At 59.8% G+C, this 17,521-nt stretch carries 16 protein-coding genes; 7 read left to right on the top strand and 9 right to left on the bottom strand.

Going from position 1 to position 17,521, the window contains the following annotated elements:
• Nucleotides 1–19: 19 nt before the first annotated feature.
• From CBB63_RS08065 to CBB63_RS08035, 7 genes are all read left to right on the top strand, one after another.
• Nucleotides 20–1,600: a class I adenylate-forming enzyme family protein gene (locus CBB63_RS08065; RefSeq protein ID WP_502695890.1), complete on the top strand. Its 1,581-nt coding sequence runs from the start codon at nucleotides 20–22 to the stop codon at nucleotides 1,598–1,600.
• Between the two features lie 33 nt (nucleotides 1,601–1,633).
• A complete protein-coding gene (locus tag CBB63_RS08060) occupies nucleotides 1,634–2,926 on the top strand; it encodes a 3-hydroxyacyl-CoA dehydrogenase (protein ID WP_286698779.1) in 1,293 nt (430 codons plus the stop codon).
• Nucleotides 2,923–3,702: an enoyl-CoA hydratase-related protein gene (locus tag CBB63_RS08055; protein WP_286698778.1), complete on the top strand. Its 780-nt coding sequence runs from the start codon at nucleotides 2,923–2,925 to the stop codon at nucleotides 3,700–3,702. Before CBB63_RS08060 ends, CBB63_RS08055 begins: the two co-directional genes overlap by 4 nt.
• 53 nt (nucleotides 3,703–3,755) lie before the next feature.
• On the top strand, nucleotides 3,756–5,042 hold the full coding sequence (locus CBB63_RS08050; RefSeq protein ID WP_286698782.1) for an acyl-CoA dehydrogenase family protein: 1,287 nt from the start codon (nucleotides 3,756–3,758) through the stop codon (nucleotides 5,040–5,042).
• Complete coding sequence (locus CBB63_RS08045) at nucleotides 5,039–5,806, top strand: SDR family NAD(P)-dependent oxidoreductase (protein ID WP_286698777.1); 768 nt, start codon at nucleotides 5,039–5,041, stop codon at nucleotides 5,804–5,806. Before CBB63_RS08050 ends, CBB63_RS08045 begins: the two co-directional genes overlap by 4 nt.
• Nucleotides 5,807–5,815: 9 nt before the next feature.
• Nucleotides 5,816–6,607, top strand: coding sequence for an SDR family oxidoreductase (locus tag CBB63_RS08040; RefSeq protein WP_286698776.1), 792 nt, complete (start codon nucleotides 5,816–5,818; stop codon nucleotides 6,605–6,607).
• A complete protein-coding gene (locus CBB63_RS08035; RefSeq protein WP_286698775.1) occupies nucleotides 6,604–6,975 on the top strand; it encodes a VOC family protein in 372 nt (123 codons plus the stop codon). Before CBB63_RS08040 ends, CBB63_RS08035 begins: the two co-directional genes overlap by 4 nt.
• Nucleotides 6,976–6,996: 21 nt before the next feature.
• On the opposite strand, the gene CBB63_RS08030 is transcribed toward CBB63_RS08035, so the two are convergent.
• The 9 genes from CBB63_RS08030 to CBB63_RS07990 form a co-directional block, all read right to left on the bottom strand.
• A complete protein-coding gene (locus CBB63_RS08030) occupies nucleotides 6,997–8,052 on the bottom strand; it encodes an amidohydrolase family protein (protein ID WP_286698774.1) in 1,056 nt (351 codons plus the stop codon).
• Entirely contained in the window at nucleotides 8,049–8,927 is an 879-nt protein-coding gene (locus CBB63_RS08025; RefSeq protein ID WP_005848859.1) for an acyl-CoA thioesterase, read from the bottom strand. Before CBB63_RS08025 ends, CBB63_RS08030 begins: the two co-directional genes overlap by 4 nt.
• A gap of 6 nt (nucleotides 8,928–8,933) precedes the next feature.
• Nucleotides 8,934–10,892 (bottom strand): acetoacetate--CoA ligase, encoded by a 1,959-nt coding sequence (locus tag CBB63_RS08020; RefSeq protein ID WP_286698773.1) that lies wholly within the window; start codon nucleotides 10,890–10,892, stop codon nucleotides 8,934–8,936.
• The gene (locus CBB63_RS08015) at nucleotides 10,889–12,091 is read right to left on the bottom strand and encodes a serine hydrolase domain-containing protein (protein WP_286698772.1); all 1,203 of its coding nucleotides are present in this window, start codon (nucleotides 12,089–12,091) and stop codon (nucleotides 10,889–10,891) included. The genes CBB63_RS08020 and CBB63_RS08015 overlap by 4 nt, the downstream gene beginning before the upstream one ends.
• A gap of 101 nt (nucleotides 12,092–12,192) precedes the next feature.
• Nucleotides 12,193–12,876: an ABC transporter ATP-binding protein gene (locus tag CBB63_RS08010; RefSeq protein WP_502695889.1), complete on the bottom strand. Its 684-nt coding sequence runs from the start codon at nucleotides 12,874–12,876 to the stop codon at nucleotides 12,193–12,195.
• 20 nt (nucleotides 12,877–12,896) lie between these two features.
• A complete protein-coding gene (locus CBB63_RS08005) occupies nucleotides 12,897–13,658 on the bottom strand; it encodes an ABC transporter ATP-binding protein (protein WP_286698770.1) in 762 nt (253 codons plus the stop codon).
• Entirely contained in the window at nucleotides 13,655–14,800 is a 1,146-nt protein-coding gene (locus CBB63_RS08000) for a branched-chain amino acid ABC transporter permease (protein WP_502695888.1), read from the bottom strand. Before CBB63_RS08000 ends, CBB63_RS08005 begins: the two co-directional genes overlap by 4 nt.
• Nucleotides 14,801–14,991: 191 nt before the next feature.
• Nucleotides 14,992–15,948: a branched-chain amino acid ABC transporter permease gene (locus tag CBB63_RS07995; protein WP_005848848.1), complete on the bottom strand. Its 957-nt coding sequence runs from the start codon at nucleotides 15,946–15,948 to the stop codon at nucleotides 14,992–14,994.
• A 78-nt stretch (nucleotides 15,949–16,026) separates the two neighbouring features.
• Nucleotides 16,027–17,274 carry a branched-chain amino acid ABC transporter substrate-binding protein gene (locus CBB63_RS07990; RefSeq protein ID WP_009824299.1) on the bottom strand — a complete coding sequence of 416 codons (1,248 nt, stop codon included), beginning with the start codon at nucleotides 17,272–17,274 and terminating at the stop codon, nucleotides 16,027–16,029.
• Nucleotides 17,275–17,521: the final 247 nt, after the last annotated feature.

The raw sequence follows: 17,521 nt of genomic DNA, 5'->3' as shown, positions 1-17,521 counted from the left end.
CTATAAAACATTCAAGAATATCCCGAAAACCCTGGGCGGGCTGATCCAGGCGAGCCGCGAAATCCAGGGCAATGGCGCGGCAGAGTTTCTGGTCTATCAGGATGAACGCTGGACCTATGATGCGTTCACCGCCGATGTGAACCGCATCGCCAACGGGCTGCGCGACACGCTGGGGATCAAGACCGGCGACCGTGTCGGAATCGCGATGCGCAACTATCCCGAACTGCTGATGCTCACGCTGGCGGTCGCGTCAGCGGGTGCTGTGGTGGTGTTCGTCAATGCGTGGTGGACCACCGAAGAGCTTGACTATGCGTTGCAAGACAGCGGGGCCAAGACGGTCTTTGCCGATGGCCCCCGTTTTGAACGGATGAAACCGCTCGAGGCTGATCTGGGCCTGCGTCTCATCGGCGTGCGCGATGCCGAGGAAATGGGCCCGCACAAGCTGTCGGCGCTGATGCAGGGCATGGCCGAAACGCCGCCCGAAGGGGTCGATCTGGACACGGACGATGACTTTGCGGTGATGTATTCCTCTGGCACGACGGGCAAGCCGAAAGGGGTGGTGCAGACCCACCGTGGCGCGCTTAGCGCGGTGTTCAGCTGGCTGTTACAAGCCGTTGCCGCGCCGCTGGTCACCCCCCCTGAACCCGGCGCACCGCCCGCGCCGCGCCCGTCGGGGTTGATCGTCACGCCACTGTTCCACGTCACCGCGACGCATCCGCTGTTTCTGCTTAGCCTGCCCGCTGGTGCCAAGATCTCCTTGTTACACAAGTGGGACGCCGAAGAAGCGGTGCGCGTGATCAACCGCGAGGGCGTGACCCGTTTTCTCGGCGTGCCGACGCAATCTGCCGACCTGCTGGAAGCCGCAAAGCGTATGGGAGAAACCCTGCCGACGCTCACCTGGCTTGGCGCAGGCGGGGCGAAACGCCCTGCGGCGCAGGTCGCGCAGTTGAAAAACCAGTTCCCCGCCGCCGATATCGCGACGGGTTGGGGAATGACCGAGACGAACGCGCTTGGCATCGGCATGGTGGGCGAGGAATACAACAAACGCCCCGACGCCGCAGGTAAGCTGCATCCGCCGCTGCAAGACATCCGCTTTCTGGACGACAAGGGCAACGATGTCCCGCAAGGCGAATTGGGCGAGATTACCGTCAAAAGCCCCGCCAATATGCGCTGCTACCTCAACAAGCCCGAAGCCACCGAAGAGACGATGCAAGACGGCTGGCTGCGCACCGGTGATCTGGGTGTGATCGACGCCGAAGGCTATATCACCATCCTTGATCGCAAGAAGAACATCATCATCCGGGGCGGCGAAAACATCGCTTGTCTGGATGTCGAGGGCGCGCTGCACACGCATCCCGATGTGATCGAGGCTTGCGCGTTTTCCGTGCCGGATGCGCGTTTGGGCGAAGTCGTCGGGGCCTCNGTGCAGACCCGNGATGGCAAGCCNTTGACGCAAGCCGANATGGCGGCGCACCTCGACGGNCGGCTGGCCAAATTCAAGATACCCGAAAAACTGTGGTGCCAGGACGGTCCTTTGACCCGTGGTGCCACCGACAAGATTGACCGCCGTGCGATCCGCGCGGCCTGTCTGGACACATAAGGCCCACCAACCGGGCCGGAAGAAAGGAAGACTATGAACACCCCAACCGACGCAGAAATTGGTGCCTATATCGGTGCTGCCGGCAAAGCCGCATGGGAGGTCCCGGACCTGCCCGCCAACACCAAACAGCGCGAGATCAAATCCGTAGGCATCATCGGCGCGGGTACGATGGGCGGCGGCATCGCGATGAACTTTGCCACCGCGGGCATCCCCGTCACCATCGTCGAAACCACGCAAGAGGCGCTAGACCGCGGGTTGAAGGTCGTGCGCGGCAACTACCAGCGCAGCGCCGATAAGGGCCGTTTCCCGCAAGAAGAAGTCGAAGCGCGGATGGATCGCTTTGACGGCAAGCTGGAACTGGCNGCCTTGGCCGATTGNGATCTGGTGATCGAAGCCGTGTTCGAAGACATGGAGCTGAAGCGCAAGATTTTCACCGAGCTGGACCGCGTGATGAAACCGGGCGCGATCCTTGCGACGAACACCTCGGCGTTGAACATCGACGAAATCGCGGCGATGACCAAGCGCCCCGAAGACGTGATCGGGCTGCACTTTTTCTCGCCTGCCAACGTNATGAAACTGCTCGAAATCGTGCGCGCGAAACATACTGCCGATGATGTGGTCGCGACCTCGATGGATCTGGCGGCCAAGATCAACAAGATCGCTGTGCTCGTCGGCGTTTGCCCCGGTTTTGTCGGCAACCGTATTTTGTTCGCACGCCAGAAACAGGCCAACAAGCTGCTGCAACAGGGCTTGATGCCNTGGGATGTGGACGCCGCGCTGAACGCCTTTGGCTTCAAGATGGGGCCGTTCCAGATGTCCGATCTGGCCGGTCTGGATATCGGCTGGTCCAAAGGGGCCAAGACCGAAAACCCGATCCGCGATGCGCTGTGTGAAATGGACCGTCGCGGCCAGAAGACCCAAGCGGGTTTCTACGACTATGATGAATCCCGCCGCCCGATCCCGTCGGATGTGGTTGCCGGTGTGATCAAGGACATCACAGGNGCCGAAGCCAACCAGATGTCGCAGGAANAGATCATCGAGATCTGCATCTATCCGATGATCAACGAAGCGGTCAAAATCCTNGAGGANAACAAGGCGCAGCGCCCCTCTGACATCGATGTGGTCTGGCTGAACGGCTATGGCTGGCCCGCCGATAAGGGCGGCCCGATGTTCTATGGCGATATGGTCGGTGCGCAGGCCGTGCTGGACGTGATGGAAAAGCTNGGCGCCGAAGACCCCGAATTCGCGCCCGCNGAGCTGCTGCGCGATCTGGCCANGAATGGCGGGAAATTCACTGAAATCGACACCGGAGGGCTGAAGGTATGAGCTATCAATATATCACCACCGAAAAGAAGGGTCACATCCTTGTTGTGACCATGAACCGCCCCGAGGTGTACAATGCCGTGCACGTCGACATGCATAATGAAATGGCCGATTGCTGGGACGCTTTTGNAGCGGATCAGGATCTTTGGGTCGCGGTTCTGACNGGCGCGGGGGACAAGGCGTTNTCCGCGGGGAACGACCTGAAAGCCACNGCNGCGGGCGGGTCAAANGCGACAATGCCCGCCAGCGGCTTNGCCGGTCTGTCCTCGCGTTTNGATCTGGAAAAGCCCATCGTCGCAGCCGTCAACGGTTTCGCNATGGGCGGCGGATTTGAAACCGCGCTGTCATGCGACATTATCCTCGCCTCTGATCAGGCNAAATTCGCNCTGCCNGAGGTCAAGGTCGGCTTCTTTGCCGCGGCNTCCGGCGTGCAGCGCCTGTCGCGCTATATCGGGCGNCTTGCCGCGCAAGAGATGATGTTCACCGGCCGCACCATCATGGCCGATGAGGCGCTGTCGATGGGCTGCGTTAACGCGGTCTATCCTGCCGACCAGCTGATGGCGAAAGCGATGGAAAAGGCCGAAGAGCTGTGTGCCGTGTCGCCNTCGGCGGTCAAGGCCACGAAACGCGTCCTGAACGACATGTACAAGCGCGACGGGATGCANGACAGCATCGCCTATTCACGCGAGGTGATCGCGGACCTCAGCAAAACCGAAGATTTCAAGGAAGGCGTGAACGCCTTTGTCGAAAAACGCAAACCCAACTGGGTCAATAAATAATCGAACCAACTGCCAGGAGGCACTCTATGTCACATAACGAAGCTATGGCCGGAATGAATAATCTCGAGATGTCCGAGAAGGCCAAGCCGCTGTTGGCCGCCGTCATCAAACACATCCGCGAAAATGTCGATCCGATCACCGACGANTATTTCCGCCTTGGCGAAGGTCGTGCCGACCGCTGGTCACACGCGCCCGGCCAGTTGGAGCTGCTGGAAACCGCCAAGAAAAAGGCCCGTGAAAATGGGCTGTGGAATTTCTTTTTGCCGAATGCCGAAACCGGTGAAGGTCTGTCGAACCTCGATTACGCCTATATCGCGGCCGAGCTTGGCAAAAGCCCGCTGGCNTCTGAATCGCTGAACTGTTCCGCGCCTGACACCGGCAACATGGAAGTGCTGGAACGGATCGGNACAGCGGANCAGAAAGAAAAGTGGCTCAAGCCGCTNCTNGCCGGTGAAATCCGGTCGGCCTTCGCGATGACCGAACCCGATATGGCGTCCTCGGATGCCAAGAATATCTCTACCTCTGCCGTGCTGGAAAACGGTGAATGGGTCATCAACGGCGAGAAATACTATATCTCCGGTGCCGGTGATCCGCGCTGCAAGATCATGATTACCATGGTCAAGACGTCGCCNGANGCCGAACCNTTCCGCCAGCAGTCCCAGATCCTTGTGCCGATCGACACACCCGGTGTTGAAATCGTCGGCCCGATGCATGTCTTTGGTCACGACGACGCGCCGCACGGTCACATGCACATCAAGTTCACCAATGTGCGCGTGCCCGAGGAAAACATCCTCTGGGGCGAAGGCAAGGGCTTTGAAATCTCCCAAGTGCGTCTNGGGCCAGGCCGTATCCACCACTGCATGCGCTCTATCGGGGCNGCNGAAAANGCGNTGGACCTGATGATCGAACGCGGGCTGAGCCGTGAAGCCTTTGGCAAGAANATCATNGATCTGGGCAAGAACATGGAAACGATCTCTCGCGCCAAGATCGAGATTGAAGCCATGCGNCTGATGGTNCTGAAAGCCGCCAAGGCGATGGACGTTCTGGGCAACAAAGAGGCTCGCATCTGGGTCAGCATGATCAAGGCGATGGTGCCGGAAAAAGTCTGCAACATCATCGATCAGGCGATGCAGGTGCATGGTGCGACAGGTATTTCGCAGTGGTCGCCGCTGTCGGGCATGTACACGTCGCAGCGCACGCTGCGCTATGCGGATGGCCCTGATGAGGTCCACCACCACGTGATCGCCCGCGCCGAGGTCAAGGATTATCAGGAATCCAACCTGCGCACATCGCGCGCCCGTGAAGAGATCGCCACAGGCCGTACGCGAGGTGGCGTATGACCCTNTTNGANCTGACCGGAAAGGTGGCGCTGTTGACCGGCGCCTCCAAGGGCATGGGGCTGGCGATGGCCAAGGGTCTGGCCGAGCATGGCGCGACCGTCGTCATCTCGGCNCGCAAGCAAGACCAGCTGGACGCCGCCGCCGCCGAGATCAACGCGCTTGGCAAGGGCAAGGCGTTCGGCGTCGCCTGCAANGTTGGNTATAAAGAGCAGNTGCAAGCGCTGGTGGACGAGACCCACAAGCTGGCAGGCAAGATCGACATCGTGATCGGCAACGCGGGCGTGAACCCCTACTATGGGCCNACGTCCGAGATCCCCGATGATGCCTATGAAAAGACGATGAACGCCAATGTGCTGTCCAANCTTTGGCTGGCACAGATGGTGGCCCCCGACATGATCGANAAAGGNNCCGGNTCGATGGCGTTNACCTCGTCCATCGGGGCGTTCAAACCGTCGGTCATGCTNGGCACCTATGGCATGTCCAAGCTGGCGCTGATCGGCCTTGTGCGCAACCTTGCCGCCGAATTCGGGCCCAAGGGTCTGCGGTTCAACGCGATCTGTCCGGGTCTGGTGAAAACCGAATTCGCGCGCGAGCTGTGGGACAATCCCGATGTCGAGAAACGCATCAAGAACGAGATCCCGCTGCGCCGTCTTGGCGAGGCNGANGATTTCGCGGGGCTCGCCGTGTTCCTCGCCTCTGATGCAAGCCGCTACATGACCGGTCAGGCGNTGACNGTTTGTGGCGGGTCGAACATGTGGACGTAGGGGGCTGCTATGGAACTGAAGGATAAAATCATCGTCATCACCGGCGCCGCAAGCGGCATCGGCAAGGCGATGGCCATCCGCTTTGCCGCGGAAGGGGCCAAGAAAGTNGTCTGTGTCGACCTCAACAAAGAGGGCGCGCAGGCGGTTGCCGATGAAATCGACGGCGTGGCNTTCGGTGTNAATGTNGGTGTCGAGCAAGAGATCGNGGATATGATCGATGCCGTGGAAAACGACATCGGCCCGATTGATCTGTTCTGCTCTAACGCGGGCATATTGATCGCGGGCGGCATGGAAGTGCCGAACGAAGACTGGCAGCGCATCTGGGACATCAATGTGATGGCCCATGTCTGGGCCGCCCGTCATCTGGTGCCGCGCATGACCGAACGCGGGGGCGGCTATCTGCTGAACACCGCGTCGGCGGCNGGNCTGCTGAACCAGGTCGGCTGCGCGCCTTACGGCGTGACCAAACACGCGGCTGTTGCTGTGGCCGAATGGCTGGCGATGTCTCATGGTGATGACGGGATCAAGGTGTCGGTGCTTTGCCCTCAGGCTGTCCGCAGCGAGATGACCCGCGGTCACGAGGATTCTGTCGCCGCACTCGACGGTCTGCTTGAAGCGGAACCCGTGGCCGAAGCCTGTCTGGAAACCATCCGCAACGAGACGTTCCTTGTGCTGCCNCACCCGCAAGTGCTGGAGTATATGCGCAAGAAAACCGAGAACTACGATCGCTGGATCGGGGGCATGCGCAAGCTGCACCGGATGTANGGCGACCGCAGAAANCCGCAGGGGAATGTATCATGATCGGCTATACCACCGTGGGCACCAGCNANATGGCGCGCGCCAAGCAGTTCTATTGCGACCTGTTCGAAAGCAAGGGNGCCAAGGTGCTGATCGACAGCGGCCGGATNGCCATGATCGGCACCGGNGGCGGCACGCCCATGATNTCNGTCTGCGAACCCTACAACAAAGAGGCCCCCACCCCCGGCAACGGGGTGATGGTCGCTTTTACCGCNGACAGCAAAGAGGAAGTGGACGAGATCTACGCCAAGGCGATCTCGCTTGGTGCGACGGACGAGGGCGCGCCAGGACAANGGNTNCCGGACCGGTTCTACGGGGCCTATGTCCGCGACCTTGATGGCAACAAACTGTGCTTTTTCAAATTCGGTTAAAGTGAAAATCTGCCGTCCGCGTCACGCGGGCGGCAGCCCATAGACGCGCCGCGCTGTGTCGGAGAAAAGTGCCGCTTGTGCTGCGCCGTCCAGATGCGCTGACATCTTCTTGAACGCATTCCAGATCACCACATAGCTGACCGCCGTGCGATCCACGGGAAAGTTGCTTTCGAACATGCAGCGTTCGGGGCCGAAGACATCCAGCATATGCGCGTACCATTTGCCCTGCGTCTCTACGATCTCGTCCGAGGACGGTGGCAGGTCGCGNTGCATNTAGCCNTACCCATTGTCGGGCATGCANAGCCCGCCCAGCTTGGCCATCACATTGGGGCATTCCGCCANCTCTGACATATGGTCTTTCCACGCGGCAAAGATATCGTCGCGTTTGCCTTCGAACCGGCCAACGCCCAAGGGTGTGCCGAAGTGGTCAAGGATCAGCGTGGTCTGTGGCACCGCGCGGGCAAGGTCCAGAAACTCTTGGTGTTGATGGTGGTAATGCCAGCTGTCCAGCGTCAGTCCGCGGTCTCCCAGNATCGCGGCACCGCGGATGAAGTCAGGATCGCCGTATTGGTTTTCGANCCCGCGTCCGGGGATCGCCAGATGCTGCGGTTCCGCATCGCGCGCGCCGGAGTTGCGGATACCCTTGAACAACCCGTTCCCTGCGGCCTCATGCGCGTCGAGCGCGGCATGCAGCTGGTCGGGGGGCAGCACCAGTTCGGTCTGCGCGATAATGCCNGCGATCTGCGCCTTACCGCGCGGGGTCTGTGCCGCCATCTGCGCCACGGTGCGGGTCTCGCCCACCGATTGCAGATGCGCGGGCGCGTCGCGATCCCAATAGGACCGACATTCGATATAGACCGTCTGCACCACGTTATGCCCGGCGCCGGTGTCGCGCCAAAGCGCGTCCATCTCGTAGACGGCGGGGGCGTCGGGCGTGCCGTGACGCCAGAGGTGGTGGTGGGGGTCCACAATCTCGCGGTGCGGGTCGATTGCGGTCTCGGGGACCAGCCCCAGCCAGTCGTCCCGCAGTTCGATCCCCGGTCGCCAACCCGGATAGCGGCCCCCCGTATGTGTCATGAAGCAGCTTCTTTCTTTTTATAGGGGCGCATCAGCCCTTCCTGCGCCGTTGTCGCGGCAAGTTGGCCGTTCTGATTGTAGATCAGACCGCGATTGAACCCGCGCGCGCCACCAGTGAAGGGGGCGTCGAGTTCGTATAAGTGCCAGTCAGAGAAATCGATCGGCGCGTGAAACCACATAGCGTGGTCAAGGCTGGCGGTCATGACCTGCCCCTGGAACCACGTCAGCCCGTGGGGCCGCAGCGACGAGCCGAGCAGGTTCATATCGGACGCATAGGCAAGCAAGCAGTGCTGCATGATCGGGGACTGCCCCTTTGCCGCCTCCATCCGGAACCAAAGGTAATTCTTGTCCGAGGTCTTCTCCGGTTCGAACAGATCGCGCGGGTCAACCTCGCGGATTTCGATAGGGCGTTCGCGCAGGAAATCGTCGCGGTGCTTGGGCGAGATTTTTTCGATATAGGGTTCGCGCAGGTCGGGGCGGTCAAGCCAGTGTTCCGGTCCTTTCACGTCGGGCATCTTGTGCTGGTAATCCCAGCCCTCTTCCTGCACGTGGAAGGACGCCGAGAGGTTGAAGATCTGCTTGCCGTGCTGGATCGCAACGACCCGCCGCGTGGTAAAGCTGCCCCCGTCACGGGCGCGGTCCACCTGATAGATCACCGGGATCGACGGGTCACCGGGACGGATGAAATAGGCGTGCAGCGAATGGCACATCCGGTCCGGCACCGTGCGATAGGCGGCCATCAGCGCTTGCGCGATAACATGGCCGCCAAAGATGCGCGTGGTGGTTTCCCCGCCCGATCCGATGCCGCGGAACAAGTCGATCTCAAGCTGTTCGATATCCAGCAATTCAAGGAGTTGGCGGGCCACGTCGGTCATCTGGGTTCAGTCCTTCCGGGTCGCACGCGAATGGGCGTAGGCGACATAAAAATCAAAGCTGTCCGGATTGGCCATTGAATCCCTGTTCACCACCTTTTCCGGATCCTGACCAAGCAATAGCTTTTTCACAGGAACCTCAAGCTTTTTGCCAGATAGGGTGCGGGGGATCTCGGCGACCTCGATGATCTCGTTCGGGATGAACCGCGCCGAGACGTTCTTGCGGATTGCCGCGTTGATCTTGTCCTTGAAGGCGTCATCAAAGGCGACGCCTTGGGCTGGCACCACAAAGAGCGGCATAAAGCTTTCGCGGCCCAGAAATTCGAGGTCGACAACAAGGCTGTCCATCACCTCGTCCAGCCCTTCGACGGCCTGATAGATTTCCGCACTGCCAAGGCGCAGACCCTTGCGGTTGATCGTCGCGTCAGAGCGGCCATAGATCACCGACCCGCCGTTTTCGTTGATCTCGATCCAGTCGCCGTGGCGCCAGATGCCGGGGTAGGTGTCGAAATAGCTGTCGTGCAGGCGGCTGCCATCATCGTCGCCCCAGAAGAACAGCGGCATCGACGGCAGCGGCTCGGTACAGACCAATTCGCCCACAACGCCGGTCAGGTCATTGCCATCCTCGTCGAAGGCACGCACCGCGTTGCCAAGCGCGCGGCACTGCATTTCACCTGCGCGCACCGGCATGCCGGGATGGCCCAGCACAAAGGCCCCCGCCAGATCGGTTCCGCCCGAGATGGGCGCCAGCCAGACGTCTTCTTTCACCTTGGAATATATCCAGTCATACGCGTCCGAGCTGAGCGGTGATCCGGTCGAGCCGAGCGAGCGCAACGCAGAAAGGTCAACCTCGTCACGCGGGGTCAGCCCTGCCTTCATGCAACCGCTAAAGAAGGCCGCGCCTGCCCCAAAGAAATCAAGCTTTTCATCCGCGACAAAGCGCCAGATCACGCCCATGTCAGGATAATTCGGCGCCCCGTCGAACATCGCGACCGTGGTGCCCTGCCCCAGTGCGGTGAATTGCGAGTTCCACATGATCCAGCCCGAGGATGTCAGCCAGCAATAGCGTCCGCCGCGCCGAAGATCATGGTGCAGGGATTGTTTTGCGGATTCCAGAATGATCCCGCCATGCCCGTGCACGATCGGCTTGGGGTTGCCGGTGGTGCCGGAAGAATAGACGATCCACAGCGGATGATCGAAGGGGACTTGCGTGCTTTCATAGGGTGCGTCGCGGTCCAGCAGGCTGTCCCACGCCATATGCCCCTTGGGCAGATCCCCGACAAAAGGCACCGTGACGCATTGCACCAGACTTGGCAGCGCCGCCTCTAGCCCTGCGAGGATCTCGCGACGGTCCACGGTTTTGCCCGCGTGGACGTAGCCGTCTTGCGCGATCAGCACCTTGGGTTCGATCTGCTTGAACCGGTCCAGAATGGCGACATGCCCCATATCGGGGGCGCAAAGCGACCAGATTGCGCCGATGCTCGCGGTGGCCAGAAAGGCGATCATCGCGGTTTCGGTATTGGGCAACACGGCAACAACGCGGTCGCCTTTGGTCACGCCCATATCCCGCAGATGCGCGGCGACGCTTGCCACTTGTGCGCGCAGCTCGGACCACGACAGACGTTTGCGGCCAAAGGTTTCGGATTGCACGATCAGCGCATCGCCGTCAGGCTGGCTGTCCACATGCTTCATGATCTGGTCGGTGTAGTTCAGCATCGCGCCGGGGCACCATTCGGCACCGGGCATCTGACGCTTTGCCATCACGGTCGTGTAGGGCGCGCTGGCCTGTACGTCGAAATAGTCCCAGATCGCGGACCAGAACCCGTCAAGATCGGTCACGCTCCACTCCCACATGGCGTTGTAGTCGTCGAACGTCAGCCCGCGTTGGTCTTTCAGGAACCGTTCAAATTCCGCCATGGTCGAGGCATCGGCGCGCTCTTTTGTCGGGGTCCAAAGGATATCGTTCATGTCATCGCTCCGTGGATGAGGGCCTTGAGTTGGGGGCGCGCGGGGTACGAGCTGGAGGGCGCAAGCTGCGTGAAGAATACGACAGACAGGTCCAGCACCGGATCAACCCAGAAGAAGGTAGAGGCCATGCCGCCCCAGCTGAAATCGCCTAGGCTGCTGGGAACGCGGACGCGACCGGGGTTCAGCACCACGGCACCGCCAAGGCCAAAGCCCATCCCTTCCATCGGTTGTTCGGCAAAGCTGGCAGGCCCCATCGACGCGATGTCACCGGGCAGATGATTGCGCATCATAAAGTCGAGCGTCTTGGGCGAGATCAGCCCCGCCCCACCGGTGCGCAGCATCTCGGTGAACTTGAGGTAATCATCAATGGTGCCCACCAGTCCGCCGCCGCCAGAATGCATTTCGGCGTTCAGGAAGGGGGAGGTGTCAGGCTTGTCCACGCAGCGCAGCACGGGCGTCTCTGGTTTGGCCGCGTTCATGCCATAGGCGCTGCCCGCCAGCGGGGTATAGAGCGAGGCAAAGCGGTCAATGCCACCTGCGGGGACGGAAAACCGCGTCTCGTCCATGCCAAGGGGGCCAAGGATTTCATCAACCAGAAACGTCTCTAGCGACTTGCCCGAAACGACCTCTATCACGCGGCCAAGCACGTCGATGCCCACGGAGTATTCCCAACGGGTGCCGGGGTGAAACGCCAGCGGCAATGCGGCCACGCGGTCGGTCATCTCGGCCAGCGACCCCTGATCGGCGCGGAACAGGATGTCGGCCTCGTCCATCGCCTTCGCCGTGATGCCGGGGTTGAACGGATAGCTCAGCCCCGAGGTATGGGTCAGCAGCTGGTGCAGTGTCGGCGTCTGGCAGGGTTCGGTCTGATCCGCCGCGGTGGCACCGTCGATCAGGCAGCGCATATCCGCGAAAGCAGGGATGAAATCGGACACCGGCGCATCAAGGTGGAACAGCCCGCGTTCCGCCAGCATCATGATGCCGACCGAGGTGACGGGCTTGGTCATTGAATAGATGCGGGCGATCGTGTCGCGTGTGAACGGCTGGCCAGTATCCGTGTCGCGCTGGCCCTTGGCATCAAAGTAGACCTCTTGCCCGCCCTGCGCCACCAGCACTGAACATCCGGCAAACCGTTTGCGGTCCACATAGGTCTGCATCCAGTCCCCGATGCGGCCCAGTTTATTTGTGTCGAACGCCAAAAAACTTTCCTCCCGAGCCGCGACCGCGCCTCAGGAGGATGAGGCCGCGGAACGCGACGATTTCAATAGATGATTTACTGGTAATGGTCTGGCTTAGGTCATCAGACCTCAAGCCATTCCTTGCGCACATCATCACGCTGGCGCAATTCAGCCGGCGTGCCCTCATAGACCACCTGACCATGCCCCATGACATAGACCCGATCCGCGATGTCCATCGCGATCGACAGCTTCTGTTCCACCAGCAAGGTAGAGATCCCGCGGTTGGCGATCTCTTTGAGCACCTCGGCGACCTTCTGCACCATCTGCGGGGACAGACCTTCGGTGGGTTCGTCGATCATGACCAGATCGGGGTCGCCCATCAGCGTGCGACACATGGTCAACATCTGCTGTTCCCCCCCCGACAGAACCGAGGCTTCGACGTCGGCGCGGCGGTCGAGGTTTTCGAACATGTCAAACATCGACTGCATTGACCAACGGCCCGCGCCATCCTTCTGCCCCGGCTTCAGACCCAGCGTCAGGTTCTGCCGCGTNGTGAGACCGGGAAAGATATCGCGGTTNTCGGGCACATAGCCGATCCCCATATTGGCGATCTGGAACGCTTTCTTGCCGCTGATCTCCTGCCCNTGAAACTTGACCGATCCTTTCGGTTCGACCTCGCCCATGATGGCCTTGCANGTGGTNGACCGNCCCACCCCGTTGCGCCCCAGAAGCGCGACGATCTCGCCTTCTTTGACGTTCAGGTTCACCCCTTGAAGGATGTGGGACTTGCCGTAGAAGGCGTGCATATCCGTGACTTCGAGCATCATTAGTGTTCTGCCTCCAATGCGGCGCCCAGATAGGCTTCTTGTACGCGGGCGTCTGCACGCACCTCTTCGGGTTTTCCGGTGGCGATGATTTCGCCATAGACCAGCACCGAAATCCGGTCGGCGAGACCGAAGACCACGCTCATNTCATGTTCCACCATGATCAGCGTCTTGCCCGCGGTNACCTTGAGGATCAGGTCGGTGATATAGTCGGTTTCCGTNTTGCTCATCCCCGCCGTCGGTTCGTCCAGCATGATGACATCNGCACCGCCCGCGATGGTGATCCCGATTTCAAGCGCGCGCTGTTCGGCGTAAGACAGGGTGCCCGCGGGCAGGTTGCGCCGTTCCAGCANGTTGATCTGGTCAAGGATGCGGTCCGCGCCCTCGGTCAGTTCACGGGACNGGTTCACCAGATTCCAGAAGCTGTATTTATAGCCCTGCGACCACAAAAGCGCACAGCGCACGTTTTCAAACACGCTCATCGCCGGAAAGATGTTGGTGATCTGGAACGAGCGGCTTAGCCCCTTGCGGTTGATCTGGAAGGGTTCGAGCCCNGCCAGATCCTCTCCGTGCAGNTTTACCGTTCCAGCCGAAGGCGCAAACCGTGCGGTGATCAGGTTGAACAGCGTCGATTTNCCCGCGCCGTTCGGCCCGATCACGGCGTGGCGTTCNGCCTTGCCGATGCTCAGGTCGATGCCGCGGATGATCTCGGCCTTGCCAAAGCTTTTCTTGAGGCCAGTCAGTTCAAGTGCGGGTGTGCTCATGACGCGCCTCCTGCTGTGTTTGCTTCACTCCATGCTTCTTTCAGCGCGGGTGCTGTGNCNTTGGCNATGCCAAGCCCGATCAGCGTTATCGCNCCCGCCACCAGCCACGGCATCAGNGTGTGGCTGTCGAAGGTGGTCCAGAAGACGGTCATTTCATTGTCACCCGTNGCNCCATGACGNTAGTGGAANGTCATCTCGACCANNGCNGCCAGCCCCATCAAACCGATTGCCGCNGGCAGCANCGTNTTGAGATAGGGCATGATCAACGTCGATGCCTTGCCCAGNTTGAACACAGGCACNTGCATCATCAGCAGACCTGCCAGACCACCGGGGAAGAACATCACCGTGGATAGGAACAGGACGCCCGCATAAAAGGCCCAAAGCTCNGTCGACAGGCTCAGAACGGTTTGCAGCAGGGTAAAGGCGATGGCCCCGATGATCGGGCCAAAGAAGAACCCGACGCCGCCAAGGAAGGTCACCAGCAGGATGATCCCTGACGAGGCGGTGTTCAGGTTTTCCTCGGTCAGGATTTCGTAGTTGATCGCGAAAAGCCCACCGGACACGCCTGCAAAGAAGCCAGAGGCGACAAAGCTGTAGAAGCGGACCCACCGCGAGGAATAGCCCAGAAACTCTGCCCGTTCGGGATTGTCGCGCACAGCGTTTGCCATGCGACCCACAGGGGTACGGCTCCAGAGGTACATCAGCGCGGCAGAGATCACGACCCAGCCAGCGGTCAGGTAATAGACCTCGATCTGTTGCAGGAATTCGACGCCAAAGAAGGGCTGTGCGTAGGTCCGGTCGCCGCTGATGCCTTCCTCGCCACCAAAGAACGCNACGATNATGACGGAACAGGCCGCGATCAATTCGCCCACACCCAGCGAGATCATGGCGAATACCGTGCCCGCGTTACGGGTCGAAAACGCGCCGACGATCATNGCCAGNCCCATGCCGAAGAGACCACCAAANACCGGCAGGATCACCAGGGGAATGGTCGAGAAGAAATCGGACATGTTCATGATGTGCATACAGGCAAAGCCNCCCACACCNGCATAGACCGCATGGCCAAAGGACAGCATACCCCCCTGCCCGAGCAGCATGTTATAGGCCAGCGCGAANACGATCGTGATCGACATCTGGTTCATGATCGTCAGTGCCGAATTNNNGGTNAACACCATCGGCAGNATGGCNAGCACGACAGAGGCAATGACCCAGGGGGCCAATGTCAGCACCAGCGACCCTGACCGCATACGCTGCGCGGGTTTGGACGGGTCCGTGGTGATCTGCTCTTTCGGGCGGGCGCCTTTGGGAATGTCGGTTCTTGGATCTGAAACTGTCATGAGCTGCGCTTTCCGAAAAGACCTGCCGGGCGGAAGATGAGGATCAGCACCATCAGGATATAGGGCAAGATGTCGGCGATCTGCGGGCTCGTGAGGCTCCAGAAGTCGCGGAATATGCTGTCATCCAGGCTCTCGGGTTTAGAGATGCCAAGGCCGGTCAGGATGTTCTCCATCTCGATGTTGTAGGATTTGGCGAAAGTGGTGATCCAGCCGATCAAAAGCGACGCGATCAGCGCCCCCCAGAGCGACCCGAGGCCGCCGATCACGATGGTCACGAACACGATCGACCCNAGCACAAAGGCCATACCGGGGAANGTGCCAAGCACCGGTCCGGCAATCACACCGGCCACACCGGCCAGCGCCGTGCCGACCCCGAAGACCCCCATAAAGATCAGCGGCACATTGTGGCCCAAGGCTTCGACCGTGCGCGGATAGCTNAGCGCGGCCTGAATGATCATGCCGACGCGGGTCTTGGTCAGCACGTAAAGCAGCCCGATAAAGATGCTGATCGAGATGAAGATCATGAATATCTTATAAGCGGGGATCGAATTCCCCGAGATCGCAAACGCGGTAAAGTTCAACGCGTCAGGAATGGCGTAGGGCAGTTGGTTCTTGCCCCAGATGAATTGCACCAGTTCTTCGATCAACAGCGCCAGACCAAAGGTAAAGATCAGTTCGGGCACGTGTCCGTATTGGTGAACCCGGCGCAGGCCGTAGCGTTCAACCCCTGCCCCCATCACACCCACGACGAGCGGCGCGATCAGCAGCCCCATCCAGAAGCCGAGCGCAAGACTGATCTGGTAGGCGAAATAGGCACCAAGCATGTAAAAGCTGGCGTGAGCGAAGTTCAAAACACCCATCATCGAGAAAATTAGGGTCAGACCGGCGGAGAGCATGAACAACAGCAATCCAGTAACCAGCCCGTCGATGAGGTTGACGAGAATGAGGTCCATGAGGCCCCTCCAGTAGTGTGGTGGCAAGGTGCAAGAGGGGCCCGCCCGCCAGCGCAGGCGGACCCGAGAGAAATCGCCTTATTCGGGGCGCTTCATCTCGCAGGTTGTCGGGCTGTCCATCGACGCCATTTCGACGGTCGATTCAGTCACGACACCATACCCGGATTGGTCATAGTCAAAGTCCAGGTTGTCGTTTGTGTGGACGCCGACATGCATGTCCTGAATGATCTGGTGATCTTGCGGACGCATGAACAGTTTACCACCCCACATGCTGTCGTATTCCATGCCTTCCAGCTTGCTGGCCACGGCGACCACATCGGTGGCGGAGCCCGCTTCGGTGATGGCCTGGGCCAGCATACCGATGGTGTTGAAGATACGGCTTTGGTCGATGTTGCCGTCTGGATATTTCTCAAGGAAGGCGTTGTAGGTGTCGCGCGCTTCTTCGGTGGCGATCGGGTTGATGCTGCCTTGCGAAATCAGGCGAATCTTGTCTTTACCGCTTTCACCAAAGGCGGCCGTGATGCCGGAACCCGCAGCGTAATAGGTATAGATCGGCCCTTCGAACCCGTTGTCGATGATCGCCTTGCCGATGCCCAGCATGTCAGCGCCCCAGTTCCCGGTGATCACGGCATCCGCACCAGAGGATACAACCTTGCGCGCGTAGGGGGTAAAGTCTTTCACCTTGCCGATGGGGTGCAGTTCGTCACCGACGATCTCGATGCCGTCACCTTTCGCGCCCAGCATTTCGTTGGCGGCGGCAGACACAGCCTTACCAAAGGAATAGTCCTGCCCGATGATATAGACTTTCTTAATGTCCTCGTCCTGAACGATCACATCGGTCAGCGCGTCCATCTTGATGTCAGAGTTGGCGTCGAAACGGAAATGCCAGAAGTTGCATTTGTCGTTGGTCAGCGCAGGGTCCACAGCGGCATAGTTCAGGAACAGAACACGGCTGTCGGGGTTGCGGCGGTTGTGCTTGTCGATCGCTTCGGTCAATGCGTTCGCAACGCCAGAGGAGTTCCCCTGAACGATATAGCGCGCGCCTTGGTCAATCGCGACCTGAAGCTGAATAAGGGATTCTTTGGGGCTGATCTTGTTATCAAAAGGCAGCACTTCCATTTTTTGGCCGTCCAGCAGACCGCCTTTGTCGTTTACCATGTAATCAGCCGCGAATTCGAACTGATGCAGGCCGTTGGTGCCAGTGCTTGCGAATGGACCGGACAGCGGGTCAATGAACGCGATCTTGATGTTTTCGGCAAAGGCTGCGCTCGCGCCAATGACCAAAGAAAGCGCGGAAACCGCGCCGTACTTAGCGATATTTTTCATTTTAATCCTCCCAAGGACGGCCCGGCGCTTTTAATGCGTTTTTTGGATTGCCAGACCTTGGGAAGAGCCTTGCATAATGCGATTTATTGTCAAGCGCCTCTATTCATAAGTTGCGAGCCTGCACCGTCGGTTATGCCATATATTGCGTGACGGTACGGGCGAAAACACCTGCGTGAAATTTTGCCCGATGCCGTTTTTTGACGCAGGGTCAGAAATAAGCATTTGAAAATAAATATATTAATGAATT

The organism is Sulfitobacter sp. TMED3, from assembly GCF_002167505.1.
Lineage (GTDB): Bacteria > Pseudomonadota > Alphaproteobacteria > Rhodobacterales > Rhodobacteraceae > Sulfitobacter > Sulfitobacter pontiacus.
The sequence above is the reverse complement of the archived record's forward strand: the minus strand, read 5'-3'. Positions and strand labels throughout refer to the sequence as shown.